This is a genomic window from Pseudarthrobacter sp. Hb11 (assembly GCF_059383655.1).
Genome location: NZ_JBWZCM010000008.1, coordinates 32032 through 48112 on the forward strand (window position 1 = coordinate 32032; position 16081 = coordinate 48112).

At 61.9% G+C, this 16081-nt stretch carries 14 protein-coding genes and 2 pseudogenes; 11 read left to right on the forward strand and 5 right to left on the reverse strand.

The window, feature by feature from the left end; translation table 11 throughout:
• Positions 1–40: 40 nt before the first annotated feature.
• The 6 genes from paaA to AC50X7_RS12550 are packed head-to-tail and all read left to right on the forward strand — an operon-like array spanning position 41 to position 5064.
• Complete coding sequence (gene paaA, locus AC50X7_RS12525; RefSeq protein ID WP_494979296.1) at positions 41–1090, forward strand: 1,2-phenylacetyl-CoA epoxidase subunit PaaA; 1050 nt, start codon at positions 41–43, stop codon at positions 1088–1090.
• Positions 1087–1548 (forward strand): 1,2-phenylacetyl-CoA epoxidase subunit PaaB, encoded by a 462-nt coding sequence (gene paaB, locus AC50X7_RS12530; RefSeq protein WP_494979297.1) that lies wholly within the window; start codon positions 1087–1089, stop codon positions 1546–1548. The genes paaA and paaB overlap by 4 nt, the downstream gene beginning before the upstream one ends.
• Positions 1545–2471: a 1,2-phenylacetyl-CoA epoxidase subunit PaaC gene (paaC, locus tag AC50X7_RS12535; protein WP_494979298.1), complete on the forward strand. Its 927-nt coding sequence runs from the start codon at positions 1545–1547 to the stop codon at positions 2469–2471. Before paaB ends, paaC begins: the two co-directional genes overlap by 4 nt.
• A gap of 5 nt (positions 2472–2476) precedes the next feature.
• Positions 2477–3007 (forward strand): 1,2-phenylacetyl-CoA epoxidase subunit PaaD, encoded by a 531-nt coding sequence (gene paaD, locus AC50X7_RS12540; RefSeq protein ID WP_494979389.1) that lies wholly within the window; start codon positions 2477–2479, stop codon positions 3005–3007.
• Between the two features lie 9 nt (positions 3008–3016).
• Positions 3017–4258, forward strand: a complete 1242-nt coding sequence (paaE, locus tag AC50X7_RS12545; RefSeq protein ID WP_494979299.1) for a 1,2-phenylacetyl-CoA epoxidase subunit PaaE — start codon at positions 3017–3019, stop codon at positions 4256–4258.
• A 26-nt stretch (positions 4259–4284) separates the two neighbouring features.
• Positions 4285–5064, forward strand: a complete 780-nt coding sequence (locus AC50X7_RS12550; protein ID WP_494979300.1) for an enoyl-CoA hydratase/isomerase family protein — start codon at positions 4285–4287, stop codon at positions 5062–5064.
• A gap of 405 nt (positions 5065–5469) precedes the next feature.
• Here AC50X7_RS12550 and rfbA read toward each other — a convergent pair whose 3' ends face one another.
• Complete coding sequence (gene rfbA, locus AC50X7_RS12555) at positions 5470–6375, reverse strand: glucose-1-phosphate thymidylyltransferase RfbA (protein ID WP_494979301.1); 906 nt, start codon at positions 6373–6375, stop codon at positions 5470–5472.
• 63 nt (positions 6376–6438) lie between these two features.
• On the opposite strand from rfbA, the gene rfbB reads away from it, so the two are divergent.
• The 5 genes and pseudogenes from rfbB (at position 6439) to galU (ending at position 11370) form a co-directional block, all read left to right on the forward strand.
• A complete protein-coding gene (rfbB, locus tag AC50X7_RS12560; protein WP_494979302.1) occupies positions 6439–7437 on the forward strand; it encodes a dTDP-glucose 4,6-dehydratase in 999 nt (332 codons plus the stop codon).
• A 3-nt stretch (positions 7438–7440) separates the two neighbouring features.
• Positions 7441–8868, forward strand: a complete 1428-nt coding sequence (locus AC50X7_RS12565; protein ID WP_494979303.1) for a sugar nucleotide-binding protein — start codon at positions 7441–7443, stop codon at positions 8866–8868.
• A 118-nt stretch (positions 8869–8986) separates the two neighbouring features.
• Positions 8987–9571, forward strand: a pseudogene (locus AC50X7_RS12570) (1,2-phenylacetyl-CoA epoxidase subunit PaaE); the annotation flags it as partial.
• A gap of 91 nt (positions 9572–9662) precedes the next feature.
• Positions 9663–10470: pseudogene (locus AC50X7_RS12575) on the forward strand (enoyl-CoA hydratase/isomerase family protein).
• A 9-nt stretch (positions 10471–10479) separates the two neighbouring features.
• The gene (gene galU / locus AC50X7_RS12580; protein ID WP_494979304.1) at positions 10480–11370 is read left to right on the forward strand and encodes a UTP--glucose-1-phosphate uridylyltransferase GalU; all 891 of its coding nucleotides are present in this window, start codon (positions 10480–10482) and stop codon (positions 11368–11370) included.
• A 19-nt stretch (positions 11371–11389) separates the two neighbouring features.
• On the opposite strand, the gene AC50X7_RS12585 is transcribed toward galU, so the two are convergent.
• From AC50X7_RS12585 to AC50X7_RS12600, 4 genes are all read right to left on the reverse strand, one after another.
• The gene (locus AC50X7_RS12585) at positions 11390–11641 is read right to left on the reverse strand and encodes a VanZ family protein (protein WP_494979305.1); all 252 of its coding nucleotides are present in this window, start codon (positions 11639–11641) and stop codon (positions 11390–11392) included.
• Positions 11642–12106: 465 nt separating this feature from the next.
• The gene (locus AC50X7_RS12590) at positions 12107–12703 is read right to left on the reverse strand and encodes an LPXTG cell wall anchor domain-containing protein (protein WP_494979306.1); all 597 of its coding nucleotides are present in this window, start codon (positions 12701–12703) and stop codon (positions 12107–12109) included.
• Between the two features lie 181 nt (positions 12704–12884).
• Positions 12885–14582 (reverse strand): DUF4012 domain-containing protein, encoded by a 1698-nt coding sequence (locus AC50X7_RS12595; protein WP_494979307.1) that lies wholly within the window; start codon positions 14580–14582, stop codon positions 12885–12887.
• Positions 14583–14749: 167 nt separating this feature from the next.
• On the reverse strand, positions 14750–16063 hold the full coding sequence (locus AC50X7_RS12600; protein ID WP_494979308.1) for a UDP-glucose dehydrogenase family protein: 1314 nt from the start codon (positions 16061–16063) through the stop codon (positions 14750–14752).
• Between the last annotated feature and the right edge of the window lie 18 nt (positions 16064–16081).

Here is a 16081-nt window from a genome sequence, read left to right on the forward strand (position 1 = left end):
TAATTCCGCACGTCCCGAAGGTCTTTGCATAGGAGCAACCATGGCAGCGCAGAACTTGCAGTCAGTGCCGGCTGAGCCAACCCCGCGTGAGCAGGATCCGCAGGAGCAAACCCGGCTCGCAGCCCAGGAAGCCCAGGAAGCGGACGGTCAGGCCAGCTTCGACCGCGTCATGGCCGAGGACTCACGCATTGAGCCCAAAGACTGGATGCCGGCGCCCTACCGCAAGACGCTGCTGCGCCAGATCTCCCAGCATGCCCACTCCGAAATCATCGGCATGCAGCCGGAGGCCAACTGGATCTCCCGCGCTCCCAGCCTGAAGCGCAAGGCCATCCTCATGGCCAAGGTCCAGGACGAGGCCGGCCACGGTCTCTACCTGTACAGCGCCGCGGAAACCCTGGGCCAGAGCCGCGACAAGATGATGGAAGACCTCATCGCTGGCAAAGCAAGGTACTCGAGCATCTTCAACTACCCGGCGCTCACCTGGGCGGACATGGGTGCCATCGGCTGGCTGGTGGACGGCGCGGCCATCTGCAACCAGGTCCCGCTGTGCCGTGCCTCCTACGGCCCCTACGGCCGCGCCATGGTCCGCATCTGCAAGGAAGAGTCGTTCCATCAGCGCCAGGGCTTCGAGATCCTCCTCGAACTCTCCAACGGCACCCCCGCTCAAAAGCAGATGGCCCAGGACGCCGTGAACCGCTGGTACGCCCCGTCCCTGATGATGTTTGGCCCGCCGGACGACGATTCGCCCAACTCAAAGCAGTCCATGGCCTGGAACATCAAGCGCTTCAGCAACGACGAACTCCGCAGCCGCTTCGTGGGCATGATGGTGGAGCAGGTCCGGGTCCTGGGCCTCACCCTCCCGGATGACCAGATCCGCTTCAACGAGGACACCAAAAAGTGGGAGCACGGCCCGCTGGACTGGCACGAGTTCCAGGAAGTCCTCGCCGGCCGCGGTCCCTGCAACTCCCAGCGCCTTGAGCGCCGGAGGGAAGCGCACGACGACGGCGCTTGGGTCCGCGAGGCAGCTGCCGCTTACGCAGTAAAGCAGCAGGTTAGAGAGTCGATGAAGACGAAGGAATACGCAGCATGAGCCCCCATGGCAACCCGGAAGTCCCCGCCAGTTCGGCCGCAGACATCAACACCAACGCGGCGAAGGTTCCCGCCGGCCCGGACACCACGGTCGACACCGCGGCAGCGGCTCCGGCCCCTACAGCACCGGTACCGGTATCGGCCACCGAACTGGAACATGCTGCCGAAACCACGGGCCGAAACGCCTGGGGCCTTTGGGAAGTATTTGTTCGGTCCAGCCGCGGACTGAGCCATGTCCACGCCGGCTCGCTGCACGCGCCGGATGCCGCCATGGCCCTGCGCAACGCCCGCGACCTCTACACCCGCCGCAACGAAGGCGTGTCCATCTGGGTTGTCCCGGCCGATGCCATCGCCGCCAGCGATCCCGACTCCAAGGGCTCGTTCTTCGAGTCGCCGCAGGGCAAGGACTACCGGCACGCCACGTATTACACCAAGAGCGAAGGGGTCAAGCACCTGTGAGCACCCCCGGAACGAACACGCAAGCAACAGAGACGCACGGCCACGGCGACATCTCCACCGGCGTGGCAGCTCCAACAGCTGGCGGCGACTCCAACGCGAGCGCCACCCGGATCACGCCCGGCAACGCCCTGCGCCCGGAGGACATCGCACTCGAGGTCCGCACCGGCGTCGCCAAACCAACAGAAGACATTGCAGAGTACGCCCTGAGGCTCGGCGACGACGCCCTGATCCTCGCCCAGCGCCTGGGCCACTGGATTTCCCGCGCGCCGGAGCTGGAGGAGGACGTTGCCCTGGGGAACATCGCCCTTGACCAGCTCGGCCATGCAAGAAGTTTCCTCAGCTACGCCGGAGGAGCCTGGGACAAAACAGAGGATGACCTCGCGTACTTCCGCCGCGAGCACGAGTTCCGCAGTGTCCAGCTGTTCGAGCAGCCCAACGGTGACTTCGCGGTAACCATCGCTCGCCAGTTCATCGTGAGCTACTACCAGTTCGAGCTCTACCGCCGACTCACCGACTCAACCGACGCCACCTTGGCCGCCATCGCCGCCAAAGCCGTGAAGGAAGTGGACTACCACCGGGACCACAGCGCCCAGTGGATCCTCCGCCTGGCCGGCGGAACCGAGGAGTCGCGCCGCAGGATGATTCACGGCCTGCGCCTGATGTGGCCGTACGTCAACGAACTGTTCCAGGACGATGAGCCGACGCAAAGGCTCGCCGAGGCGGGTGCCGCCGTCGCGCCTTCCAGCCTGCGCGAGGACTTTGACCGGCTCACCGGTGAGGTCCTTACAGAAGCCGAGCTGGAGGTGCCGGACGTACCGGCGGCCCCCGGCGGCGGCAGGCACGGCAGGCACTCGGAGCACTTGGGCTACCTCCTCGCCGAGATGCAGGTGCTGGCCCGCGAGCATCCCGGAGCGAGCTGGTGACTGCCATGGCCATCTACGTGAGCGACTTCGAAACGAAGAGGACGACGCCGGAGCAGAAGGCCTGGGACATCGCCGCCACCGTGTGTGACCCCGAGATCCCCGTGCTCACGATCGAGGACCTCGGCATCCTGAGGAACGTGCAGGTGACAAGCAACGAGCAAGTGATCGTCACCATCACCCCCACCTACTCGGGCTGCCCGGCCATGGACGCCATCCGCGACGACCTCAAGGCAGCGTTCGCAAAAGAGGGCTACGCAGACGTCGAGGTGGACCTGGTCCTCGCCCCGGCCTGGACCACCGACTGGATGACGGACGCCGGAAAGGCGAAGCTGCAGGAGTACGGCATCGCCCCGCCGTCGGGCATGGCCAATGCGGCACGGCACGCCGGCCCCATCAGGCTGAGCATGGCCGTCAAGTGCCCGCAGTGTGCCAGCCTGAACACCAAGGAGCTCACCCGCTTCGGCTCCACCTCCTGCAAGGCGCTGTACGTGTGCCAGGACTGCAAGGAACCGTTCGACTACTTCAAAGTGCTGTAAGGAAGCCCCATGCCTGTTGTCCGCCAGACCGCCGCCGAAACGGCGCAGGCCACCGGCCGCCGTCGTCCGTCCTTCCACACCCTCGCCGTGAAGGAGGTGCGCCGCCTCACCGAGGACGCCATCGAGGTGGGCTTCCACGTCCCCACCGAGCTCGCCGGCCAGTTCGACTACCTGCCAGGCCAGTACGTGGCCCTGCGCACCAAGCTCCCGGACGAGACCGGGGAGCTGCACGAGGTGCGCCGCAGCTACTCCATCTGCGCTGAGCCGCGCAGCTTCGCGGATGGCAGCAGCGAGATCAGGGTGGCGGTGAAGAAGGACCTGGGCGGGCTGTTCTCCACCTGGGCCAACGCCGAGTTGAAGGCCGGGGACACCCTGGACGTGATGAGCCCCATGGGCGCGTTTGTGTCCAGGCACGGCCGGGACGGCACCGCGGTGGAGCAGAACCGGATGAACTCCATGAACAACCCGGAAGAGCTGGCGGGGGACGTCGCCGCCCACGGGGAAGCGAGCTTTGTGGCCATCGCCGCCGGCAGCGGCATCACCCCCGTGATCGCGATCGCGCGGACACTGCTGGCGGCCAACCCGGAGTCGCGGTTCGACCTGATCTACGCCAACAAGGCCGCCATGGACGTGATGTTCCTGGAGGAGCTCGCGGACCTGAAGGACAAGTACCCGCAGCGGCTGGCCATCCACCATGTGCTGTCCCGCGAGCAGCGGATCGCGCCGCTGCTCAGTGGAAGGATCGACGCCGAGAAGCTCCAGCAGCTGCTGGGCACGGCCATCCACGCGGACGATGTGGACGAGTGGTTCCTGTGCGGGCCGTTCGAGCTGGTGCAGCTGTGCCGGGACACCCTTGCCGAGCGCGGCGTGAAGCCGGAGAACATCCGGTTCGAGCTGTTCACGTCCGGCAAGCCGGACAAGCCGGAGGGGCACGCGGGCCGGCCCGTGGTGGTGGACGAGTCCAAGGAGACGTACAAGATCACGTTCAAGCTGGACGGCCTGCAGGGCGAGGTGGCCAGCCCCACCCATGCCCGCGAGTCCATCCTCAACGCCGCGCTGCGGGTCCGCCCGGATGTGCCGTTTGCGTGCGCCGGGGGAGTGTGCGGCACGTGCCGGGCCAAGGTGGTCACCGGCAGCGTGACCATGGACGAGAACTATGCGCTGGAGCAGGATGAGCTGGACAAGGGGTACGTGCTGACCTGCCAGAGCCACCCCACCAGCAAGGAAGTCACCGTCGACTTCGACGTCTAAGTCTTGATTTCACCGAAGGAGCCCGAATGATTTCCCTCTCCATCAACAACGGCGTTGCCGAGGTCGTGCTGGACGCCCCGTACAAGCTGAACTCGCTGGATGAGCAGGCGCTGGAGGACTTGTCCCAGGCGTACGACGACGCTGCTGCCGCCGCCTCGCGCGGTGAGGTGCGGGCGCTGCTGCTCAGGGGAGAGGGCCGCGCCTTCTGCGCGGGCCGGGACATCCAGAACGTCACGCCGGAGAACGACGACGCCGCCGCCTACCTGGGCGGGCTGGTGGAGCCGCTGCTGAAGAAGATGAGCGCGTTCCCGGCTCCGACGTTCGCGGCCGCCCACGGTGCCTGCCTTGGAGTGGGGCTGGGGCTGCTGCTGGCCACGGACGTGGTGTACGTGGCGGAGAACGCGAAGTTCGGCTCGCCGTTTGCCAAGCTCGGGGCCACACTCGATTCGGGCGGGCACTGGTACTTCACGGAGCGGCTGGGGATGCACCGGACCCTGGACCTGATCTACACGGCGGAGCTGATGAGCGGCACTGAGGCTGTGGCGCGGGGACTGTTCAGTCGGGCCATGCCGGCTGACGAGCTGCTGGATTCAACGCGCGCGATTGTGGGCCGGGTGGCCCGGGGTGCCACGGGTGCCTTCACCGCCAGCAAGGAGCTGGTGGCGCACATCCGCGACCAGCGCCTGGGGCTGTGGGATGCGATGACGGAGGAGAACTCCGAACAGGCGAGGCTCTGCAAGACCGACGACTATGCCGAGGGTTTCCGGGCTTTCCAAGAAAAGCGCGAGCCTAAGTTCACCGGCTGAGCCCTTCGGAACTCCGCTGGGGGGCTTAGGGAGGTACCGCATCCCTGGGCTAGGTAGGTACGGTCGGCCTGAAGGAACGGGTAACGCTTACTCGTGTTTCCCGCGTCGGTTGGTTGTTTACTGGGAATTGCCGGCGAGGTGAGGGTTTTCGCAGCGAAGGCTCCCGCCCCAGCATTCGCCGGCACCCTAATCAGTCTCTCGGCGAGCCGGGAGGATTCAGGAACGGCGGGATACCATGCGAGTCAGATTATCCACCGGGGACGGCATTTCCCTCTCGACCTGCCCGCACCAATTCGTTGGCCGGTGCGGTGACTGTTCCGCGTCAGCAGGCCTGAGCGAATCGGACCAGATGGTGACGGATGAAGGCGGAACTACGTTCTCGGCCGAGTCCGGCCCCTAGCGCCACTAGCGCTGAACGAGCTCCAAACGGCCAGCAGGAGCTTCCAAACCCTCGGCGAGGAGTTCCAGGAGATAGCGCCCATAACCGCTCTTGGCGAGTGGCTCGGCGCGTTCTCGCAGTTCCTCATCGCTCAGGAAGCCCAGCCGCCAAGCGATCTCCTCAGGGCAACCAATCGAGAGGCCCTGGCGGCGCTGGACGGTCCGGACAAATTCTGAGGCATCGTTGAGGTCGTTGAAAGTCCCGGTGTCGAGCCACGCCGTTCCGCGCGGGAGAATTTCCACTTGCAATTTGCCGCGTTCGAGGTACACCCGGTTCACGTCAGTGATTTCAAGCTCACCCCTGGGCGATGGCTTCAGTTCGCGGGCGATGTTCACCACGTCGTTGTCGTAGAAATACAATCCCGGTACGGCGTAGTGACTTCGTGGCTTTGCGGGCTTTTCCTCCAAGGAGATGGCCTTGCCATCTTCGTCGAATTCAACAACCCCGTAGGCCGAGGGGTCTGCCACCCGATAGCCAAATACTGCTCCACCGTCGATGTTTTCGAAGCGGCGAAGCTGCGTACCCATGCCCTGGCCGTAGAAGATGTTGTCACCAAGTACCAGGGCTACGGGTCCGTCACCAATGTGCTCTGCTCCAAGAACGAAGGCTTGGGCAAGACCGTCAGGGGAGGGTTGCTGTGTGTATGTGATGTTTACGCCGAACCGGCTGCCGTCGCCGAGGAGCCGCTGGAACTGTTCGGCGTCGTGAGGGGTGGTGATGATCAGGATGTCCCGGATGCCCGCCAACATCAGAGTGGACAGCGGATAGTAGATCATGGGCTTGTCATACACGGGCACCAGTTGTTTGCTCACACCGAGAGTAATTGGATGAAGACGTGAACCGGTTCCCCCGGCGAGGATTATTCCGCGCATAGGAGTATCTTCCCGGTCGTTACAAATTCAGCCAAATCATGTCTGCATGGAACGATGGGCTTCATGCAGAATCTTCTTGTTACCGGCGGTGCAGGCTTCATTGGCTCGAACTTTGTCCACTACGTTCTGGAGAACACTGGTGATCATGTCACGGTGCTGGACAAGTTGACCTATGCCGGCAACTTGGAATCGCTGCGGGGCCTTCCCGAGGACCGTTTCACGTTTGTAAGAGGCGACATCGCTGACGCGGGTTTGGTGGACGGGCTGGTGGCCGAGTCCGACGTCGTGGTGCACTATGCGGCCGAGTCCCACAATGACAACTCCTTGCATGACCCGCGCCCGTTCTTGGACACGAACATCATCGGAACCTACACCCTGATAGAGGCGGCCCGGAAGCACAACAAGCGCTTTCACCACATCTCCACCGATGAGGTTTATGGTGACCTGGAGCTGGATGATCCGGAGCGCTTCACCGAGGAAACGCCGTACAACCCGTCCAGCCCGTACTCATCCACCAAGGCCGGCTCGGACCTGCTGGTCCGCGCCTGGGTGCGGTCCTTTGGCCTGCAGGCAACCATTAGCAACTGCTCGAACAACTACGGCCCGTACCAGCACGTGGAGAAGTTCATTCCGCGCCAGATCACCAACGTGATCGACGGGATCCGCCCGAAGCTGTATGGCAAGGGAGAGAACGTCAGGGACTGGATACACGCCAATGACCACTCCTCTGCCGTCCTGGCAATTATTGATAAGGGCATCGTCGGCGAGACGTACCTTATCGGCGCGGACGGCGAGAAGAACAACAAGGACGTTGTGGAGTTGATCCTCAAGCACATGGGCCAGGCCCCAGACGCCTACGACCACGTGGTGGACCGCCCCGGCCACGACATGCGCTACGCCATCGACTCCACGAAGCTCCGCGAGGAGCTTGGCTGGGAGCCCCGGTTCTCCAACTTCGACGCAGGCATTGAGGACACCATCGCGTGGTACCGGGACAACGAGCAGTGGTGGCGCCCGCAGAAAGCTGCCACGGAAGCCAAGTACAAAGAACAGGGCCAGTAAAAGATGTCGATCGAGTTCTCGAAAAAGCTCACCGCTCACGAAACACCCATTCCCGGCGTCGTCCTCTATGATTTGCCGGTCCACGGCGACAACCGGGGTTGGTTCAAGGAAAACTGGCAGCGCGAAAAGATGGTTGCCCTAGGCCTGCCGGACTTTCGCCCGATACAGAACAACATTTCGTTCAACGAGAAGGCCGGAACCACTCGTGGAATCCACGCCGAACCGTGGGACAAATTCATCTCTGTCGCCACGGGCCGCATCTTCGGTGCCTGGGTGGACCTGCGCGAGGGACCCTCGTTCGGGGCGGTCTTCACCGCGGAGATGGACGCCAGCCAGGCTGTCTTTATCCCCCGGGGAGTAGGCAATGCGTTCCAGACCCTGGAGGACAACACGGCCTACACCTACCTGGTCAACGACCACTGGTCCGCCGACGCGCAGGGCCAGTACACCTTCCTGAACCTGGCGGACGAGACCGCGGCGATCGACTGGCCGATCCCGCTTAAGCAGGCCGAGCTCTCTGACAAGGACAAGGCGCACCCCCGCCTCGCCGACGTCGTGCCGATGCCAGCCAAGAAGATCTTGGTGGTCGGCGCCGACGGCCAGCTTGGCAAAGCCTTGCGGAAACTGTACGCCGGCGACTCATCCGTCGAGTTTGCCGGCCGGAACGAGTTCGACCTGGCCAGCGACGATGCCTTCGCCGCCCGGAACTGGAAAAACTACTCCACAGTGATCAACGCGGCAGCATACACCGCCGTGGACGCGGCGGAGGGACCCGGGGGCCGGGCCGCCGCCTGGGCGGTCAACGTCACCGCCGTGGCCCGGCTGGCTCGGGCTGCTGTTGAGCATGACCTGACGCTTGTCCACGTTTCTTCGGATTACGTTTTCGACGGAACCCGCATGACGTACGGCGAGTCCGAACCGGTTGCACCCCTGGGCGTCTACGGGCAGACCAAGGCGGCGGGTGACGCCGTCGTCAGCGTTGTGCGCCGACATTACATCGTGCGCACCAGCTGGGTCATCGGTGAGGGCAACAACTTTGTCCGGACCATGGCTTCGCTTGCGGAGCGCGGCATTGAACCATCCGTCGTGGACGACCAGATCGGTCGGCTCACCTTCACGGAGGACATCGCTGCCGGCATCCGGCACCTGCTGGAAACCGGCGCAGAGTTTGGCGTTTACAACCTGAGCAATGACGGCGAGCCGAAGTCGTGGGCGGACGTCGCAACGGACGTCTACGAGCTCGTAGGCAAGTCCCGGTCCGCCGTTACCGGTGTCAGCTCGGAGGAATACTTCAAGGGCAAGGCGGCTGCCCCCCGGCCAACGAACAGCTTGCTCGAGCTAAATAAAGTCAAAGCTTCAGGCTTCAGGCCTCGAGGCGCGTACGAAGCACTCAAGTCCTACCTTTCGAATAGCCAAACGCCCAACCCCTGACGGCCGATCCCCAATGCGGTCATTCGGTGGTGCAGACCTCCGTCCTTGTGGCTCTCCCCCTAATTCGGCTTATCAGGTCACGTAGGTAGTCCTCCTTTTCCACTGCTTTGGCGGCCAAGGCGGACTGCACGAGATGCGGCGCAGCTATTCCATCTGCGCCGAGCCGCGCAGCTTCGCGGACGGCAGCAGCGAGATCCGGGTGGCGGTGAAGAAGGACCTGGGCGGGTTGTTCTCCACGTGGGCCAATGCCGAGCTGAAGGCGGGGGACACCCTGGACGTGATGAGCCCCATGGGCGCGTTTGTGTCTCGGCACGGCCGGGACGGCACCGCGGTGGAGCAGAACCGGATGAACTCCATGAACAACCCGGAGGAGCTGGCGGGGGACGTCGCCGCCCACGGGGAGGCGAGCTTTGTGGCCATCGCCGCCGGCAGCGGCATTACCCCGGTTATCGCGATCGCCCGCACGCTGCTGGCTGCCAACCCGGAGTCGCGGTTCGACCTGATCTACGCCAACAAGGCCGCCATGGACGTGATGTTCCTGGAGGAGCTGGCGGACTTGAAGGATAAGTACCCGCAGCGGCTGGCCATCCATCACGTGCTGTCGCGTGAGCAGCGGATCGCGCCGCTGCTCAGTGGCAGGATCGACGCCGAGAAGCTCCAGCAGCTGCTGGGCACGGCCATCCACGCGGACGATGTGGACGAGTGCCGGACAAGGGGTACGTGCTGACCTGCCAGAGCCACTCCACCAGCGAGGAAGTCATCGTCGACTTCGACGTCTAACGAAAGGAGCCCGAATGATTTCCCTCTCCATTAGCAACGGCGTCGCCGAGGTGGTGCTGGATTGGCCGTACAAGCTGAACTCGCTGGATGAGCAGGCGCTGGCGGACTTGTGCCAGGCGTACGACGACGCTGCTGCCGCCGCCTCCCGCGGTGAGGTGCGGGCGCTGCTGCTGAGGGGAGAGGGCCGCGCCTTCTGCGCGGGACGGGACATCCAGAACGTTACGCCGGAGAACGATGATGCCGCGGCGTACCTGGGCGGGCTGGTGGAGCCGCTGCTGAAGAAGATGAGCGTGTTCCCGGCGCCGACGTTCGCGGCGGCCCACGGTGCCTGCCTGGGGGTGGGGCTGGGGCTGCTGCTGGCCACGGACGTGGTGTACGTGGCGGAGAACGCGAAGTTCGGGTCGCCGTTCGCCAAGCTGGGTGCCACGCTGGATTCGGGCGGGCACTGGTACTTCACGGAGCGGCTGGGGATGCACCGGACGCTGGACCTGATTTACACTGCGGAGCTGACCAGCGGTACCGAGGCCGTGGCGCAGGGGTTGTTCAGCCGGGCCATGCCGCCGGACGAGCTGCTGGAGAACACCCGGGGGATCGTGGCCAAAGTGGCTAAGGGCGCCACGGCGCCTTTACTGCCAGCAAAGAGTTGGTGGCTCACATCCGGGACAGCGCCTGGGGCTGTGGGAGGCCATGACGGAAGAGAACGCTAAGCGGGCACGGCTTTGCACAACGGACGGTTGCGCCGAGGGTCTCCGGGCGTTCCAGGAGAAGCGGGAGCCCCGCTTCACCGGCAGGAAATTGCCTTTGCCTGCCGGTGATTTGTAAGGTTCAGCTATGACTATGGGGAAAGCTGTAACCAAAGCCGTCATTCCTGCTGCCGGACTGGGAACTCGCTTCCTGCCCGCCACCAAGGCAATGCCGAAGGAAATGTTGCCGGTGGTTGACCGCCCGGCCATCCAGTACGTCGTGGAAGAGGCCATCAAGTCGGGCCTCGACGACGTCCTGATGATTACGGGCCGCAGCAAGCGTGCCCTGGAGGACCACTTTGACCGTGCTCCGGGTTTGGAGCGCGTGCTGGAACTGAAGGGCGATAAGGACCGGCTGGAGTCGATCCAGTACGCGTCCGAGTTGGGCCCCATCCACTATGTCCGGCAGGGCGAAGCCAAGGGTTTGGGCCACGCGGTGCTCTGCGCAAAGCAGCATGTGGGGGAGGAGCCCTTCGCGGTGCTCCTGGGTGACGACCTTATTGATGAGGCCGAGTCGCTGCTGACCACCATGATCGAGGTGCAGCAGAAGACCGGTGGTTCCGTCATCGCTTTGATCGAGGTAGACCCGTCCCAGATCAGCGCGTACGGTTGCGCGGATATCACCGCGGTGGACGGCGAGGACTACGTCCGGGTTAACAGCCTCGTGGAGAAGCCTACCGTGGCTGACGCCCCGTCCAACCTGGCCGTAATCGGCCGGTACGTACTGCACCCGTCCGTCTTCGGTGTGCTGGAGAACACCGAGCCGGGCCGCGGCAACGAGATCCAGCTGACGGATGCGCTGCAGACTCTGGCCGCCGGGGAGGGTGAAGGCTCAGGAGTGTACGGCGTGGTTTTCAAGGGCCGCCGTTTCGACACCGGCGACAAGCTGAGCTACCTCAAAGCGGTCATCACTCTGGCGTCCGAGCGAGTGGAGTTCGGCGAGGATCTGAAGATCTGGATGAAGGCCTTCGTCAACTGAGGGACGCTTTAGCGACTTTCTAGAGGTCCGCTGCCGAAAGGCGGCGGGCCTCTAGTCTTCTAACCAGAAGAGCTGACAGCAGACTGCCTACGATAGCACCTGCCGCGTTTGTCAGAAGGTCGAGAGGACTTGCAAAGCGATTGTGAAGAAACAGGAGCTGACCCAGTTCGATGCCGCAGGAAATCAGCAGTCCAAATGCGCCGATTTGCCGCCACCGTTTATTGGGAAAAGCAAGGGCGCCTACGAATCCGAGCGGAATGAAAAGTGCCACATTGGCCGAAGCCTCCGCGAATTCGTAATTGAACCAAGCTGGAATTCCGTGTTTTGTAGGAATTGTAGGATCCGTGCTAGCTGTCCCTGTAGGGGCTGGTCCACAGGGCTCGGCCAGAATGCAATGAAAGCAAGCGGGACCACCATGGCCGCGAGGATGAGCTGCCAGAGCTTGTGGTTGCGCAGGTGCCTCAAGCTGCGCTCAGCCAGTCCGAAAAGGAGCTATTGCTGTTGTGACCTGGGTGCGACCGTCAGGAGCCCGAGAAGAACGTAGGAGAGAACCTGTGGGTTGGGCCGCGGCATGGAAGAATCTAATTCTCTTGGTCTTCTGAACCAATGTCTCTCCATAGTTCATATTGATACCACAGTGCGGTGGTTGAGCCTGTCGAAATCTTTAAAGACGAAGGTGGGTGTCCTCCGTTCCCGGAGAACACCCACCTTCTTTGGTGCTTATGGAGCGTTGCCGCTAAGCAGCGACCTCAGCCTTGGCGCGGCGGCGAACAACAACCACTGAAGTGGCACCGGCAGCCAGGGCGCCTGCTCCAACCAGGGTCCAGAGAACCAGGCCAGAATCAGCGCCGGTGTTTGCCAGGCCGGCACCGGTGTTAGCCAGCGGAGCGCCAACAGCGTTGCCGCCGGTGTTCGCCAGGGAAGCAGCGACGGTGACCGTAACGGGGCCAACGGTCACACCGGAGGTATTGCCGGTAGCCGTGATCGAGTAGGTGCCTGCTTCGTTGATTGTCAGCGGAACAGAGATCTTGCCCTGGGCATCAGCGGTTGCACTGAGGGTTTGGGGCGCCTGGAAGACAGGAATCTTAGCGGATACTGCAGTACCGCCAGCGTTGGCCCCACCTGCAGGCGCAATCGTGATGGTGATGGTCACAGGTTCACCGGCCAGGAAGCCTTGGCCCGTGAATACAAAGGTTTCACCCGGTGCGACGGTTCCGTCATCCACGCCAGCTGCCGGCGGAAGAGCTGGGTAGAGGCCCTGAGCCATTGCCGGCGCAGAACCGACGAGTGCGATTGATCCTGCAAGTGCGAGTGCTGCGAGTGTTTTCTTCATGCTTGTCCCCCCGGAGACGATTAAGTTTGTTGTACCCGATTTTGGGGACTATTCCCCTCCGCACGAGACCTATGTGCAGAACTACGGATATGTATCCCAAAAACAAGCTACCATCTGCACCTTACCGTGAGCAACGTCAATCCAGTCGGTTTACATAGTGTTAACCCGACATCTCCAAGAACTAGCCGCATGACGCATTTTCTGTGGGCAAGATCACTTCTTTGACAGGCTGGACCGTTGGTGTGACAACCACGTTAGGTTCTGCGTGCTGAACAATTTTCCCGAAGGTAAAGTCCACGCTTCGGCTTTCACCAGGAGCTAACCGGATGGCGATCACGCCCACCGGTCTATTGCTGTGGAGATAGGGAGCGAATTGCGTCCTCTGCCCGTCCAGCTTTGCGGTCTCGACGTTAGCCTGAACGGGACCATAGGCAACGACATTCGTTTGTACGGTTCCAGGGGGAACGCCGAAGTTTCCATCACCGGTGACGTAGGGTGGCAACGAATCGGCTGCATCAGCCGGAGCTGTATTCGTGCTTATGATCCGCACGGTCGTCTGCTCGTAGCCGTCCCTGGGACATTCTTTGATGAGTTGAACTGTGCGCTTGACGTAGTAGTCCATCTTCGCGCCGGTGCCGTCGTTGAAATAAACACCGAATTGAGCTGCCGGGACGCTCGGCCCAGCAATGGATCCGCTCAACGCGTATCTGCCTAAGACGGACTGCTCCGCCGGGAGTCCAGACCAGACCAGGACGCGGCCTTCCGCCGTTCCGCGCGTAAGCCCCCTAAGCAGGCCTTTCCCGTCTCCTTTGCCGTCCGATAGTGCTGAAAAGACCTCCTGCGCGACACCGGCAAAGTATGCATCTTGGAGGGCAGGCTGCTCGATTTGCGAATATACGGTCGATAACAAAGTTTGAACGATGTTCTGACCGGTCAGTTCAGTCGGCAGTCCCTGGGAAGCTAGACCAACGAGCTCAAAATCCGTGATTTCCACAGGGCCGGTAGCATCCAGGATATAGCCCAAAGCAACTGGGTCAATGGAAATCACACCGTCAACACGCTGTCCCGTTTTCCGCTCCCACATTGCCTGAGCCGTCATTGCCGCCGTCGGGAAGTCGGGGGTCAGGTTTACATCCTGCATGTACTTGCCCAAGCGCTGCGAGTAGATCTGCTGCTGCGTCGGATCGAGAGGTAGAGCGGGAGACATCGTGCCCACATCGCCAGCGCTTCCTTGAGCATTGAGGGAGAGCCGTCCTTGGTTCAATTCAAGGACGGCCAAAGCTCCTGGAATGCCACCCGACGCCCGCGACTCCGCGTTGTTCTGAATCATGAGTAAGTAGCTGCGGGGACCGTCGGCTCCCATCATTGGTGGCAAAAGCTGCGCGGCATGGGCAGCTGTATCCAGCGCGTCGGTGACTTCAAGAAGTTGCACACGTGCCTGCTCTATGGGTTCGGCCACTTCCGGAAGCAGGAGGCTCGTATCAACTCCGTCAAGTCTCGCTGCAGATTCGTTGACGGCATGAGCTGCAGAGGACACAGTCGGTGCTGCTTTTTTTAGTGGCTCCAGGTTGCTGCCCGATTGGGCAGGGAGGAGGTTGTCCCAATTCAACGAGCTGTAAACCTGAACAAGAGGTGCAAGCCCCAAATTGGCTACGTCATCGGCCGTACGTGCCACTTCTGATACCGCGCTCAAGTTAACACCGAGACCTGGGACAGCTGATGCTAAGATCCACAGCGGGTCTCCAGCAGCTTGTCTTGCTGCATTCGTGTGGGTTTTGAGCTCCTCCACTGAAGCCGCAGCAGCGTCCAGATCGCTCTGGCTGATGCTTTTCTGTAGGACAGGAATGATGGCTGCGGCAGAGGACAATTCAGTTTTCATGGTTGTCGCCTTTACTGTAAGCCACAGAAAAGACAAGGCTGTTAGGACCAGCACAGCGGTGATTCCGACTAAGAGCTTGCCATTACGCAGAGGTTGACTCCTGATGGGGAGGCGATTTGTTGATTCGTCGTCGGACTGTGCTTGCTTCGGCCGATCGAATCTGTTTGTCAAGGCCGGCCCATCCCTTTGTAGCTCCAACCTGCGGCTCGCCATTTCATTGCATCTAGGACGTTCCTCCCGTCCAGTACGCGGGGAGTTGCCACGAGACTCGCGTAGACGAAGGGGTCAATGTCACGGTACTGCTGCCATTCAGTCAAAAGCAGCAGAACATCTGCCCCACTGACCGCTGCTTCTTGGTCTGCCTCATACTGAAGCTCGGGAAACCGTAAGGCCGCGTTTGGCAGCGCTTTTGGATCTGTCACTGTCACGATTGCGCCTTGAAGCTGCAGCTGAGCAGCGATGCTTAGAGCGGGGGAGTCTCGCACATCATCGCTTTCCGGTTTGAAGGAAGCACCTAGAACAGATACTCGTTTCCCGAGAAGTGACCCCCCGCATAGCTCGCGCGTAAGTTCCACCACGCGTGAGCGGCGCCTCATATTGATGGAGTCGACTTCGCGGAGGAACGTCAGTGCTTGGTCTGCGCCGAGTTCCCCGGCGCGAGCCATAAAGGCACGGATGTCTTTAGGAAGGCATCCGCCGCCGAATCCGATGCCAGCATTGAGGAACTTCCTTCCGATCCGGTCATCCATTCCGATAGCATCCGCCAACTGTGTAACGTCGGCACCTGACGCTTCGCAGAGCTCGGCCATCGCATTAATGAACGAGATTTTGGTGGCCAGGAATGAATTGGCAGCGGTCTTAACGAGCTCGGCTGTTGGGTGATCCGTCACGAGGCGTGGGATTCCGGCGGAGAGTGATTCGGCATAAACCTCATCCAGAACGCGCACCGAGGGGTTATCCTCTGAACCGTCGGCAACTCCGTACACAAGCCGATCAGGATGCAATGTGTCTGAAATAGCGTGGCCTTCGCGGAGGAATTCAGGGTTCCATACCAAGTGCGCTAGGGGCTGCTGCTTTTCAACGAGGCCTGCAAGGCGAGACGCCGTTCCCACTGGAACTGTAGACTTCCCAACTACGATGTCGCTCGGTGACAGATGTGGTAGAAGATCGTCTAGTGCTGCATTCACAAAGGTCAGATCTGCACTGTTTTCGCCCTTCGTTTGCGGTGTCCCAACGCAAATGAAGTGAATCTCACTCCCGGCGGCCGCCGACGTATCTGTCGTGAAGGAAAGCCTGCCTGTTTCTTGGACTTCTTTGAGCAAGTCTTCTAATCCTGGCTCGAAGAAAGGCGCCTTGGCAGCGCTTAGAGCTGCGACCTTTCGTTCGTCTACATCTATGCCGACTACCTCGTGTCCGAGCTTAGCCATGCATGCTGCATGGACTGCCCCGAGATACCCGCAGCCAATTACTGTTATGCGCATTTATGTCGCCTTCCCAAT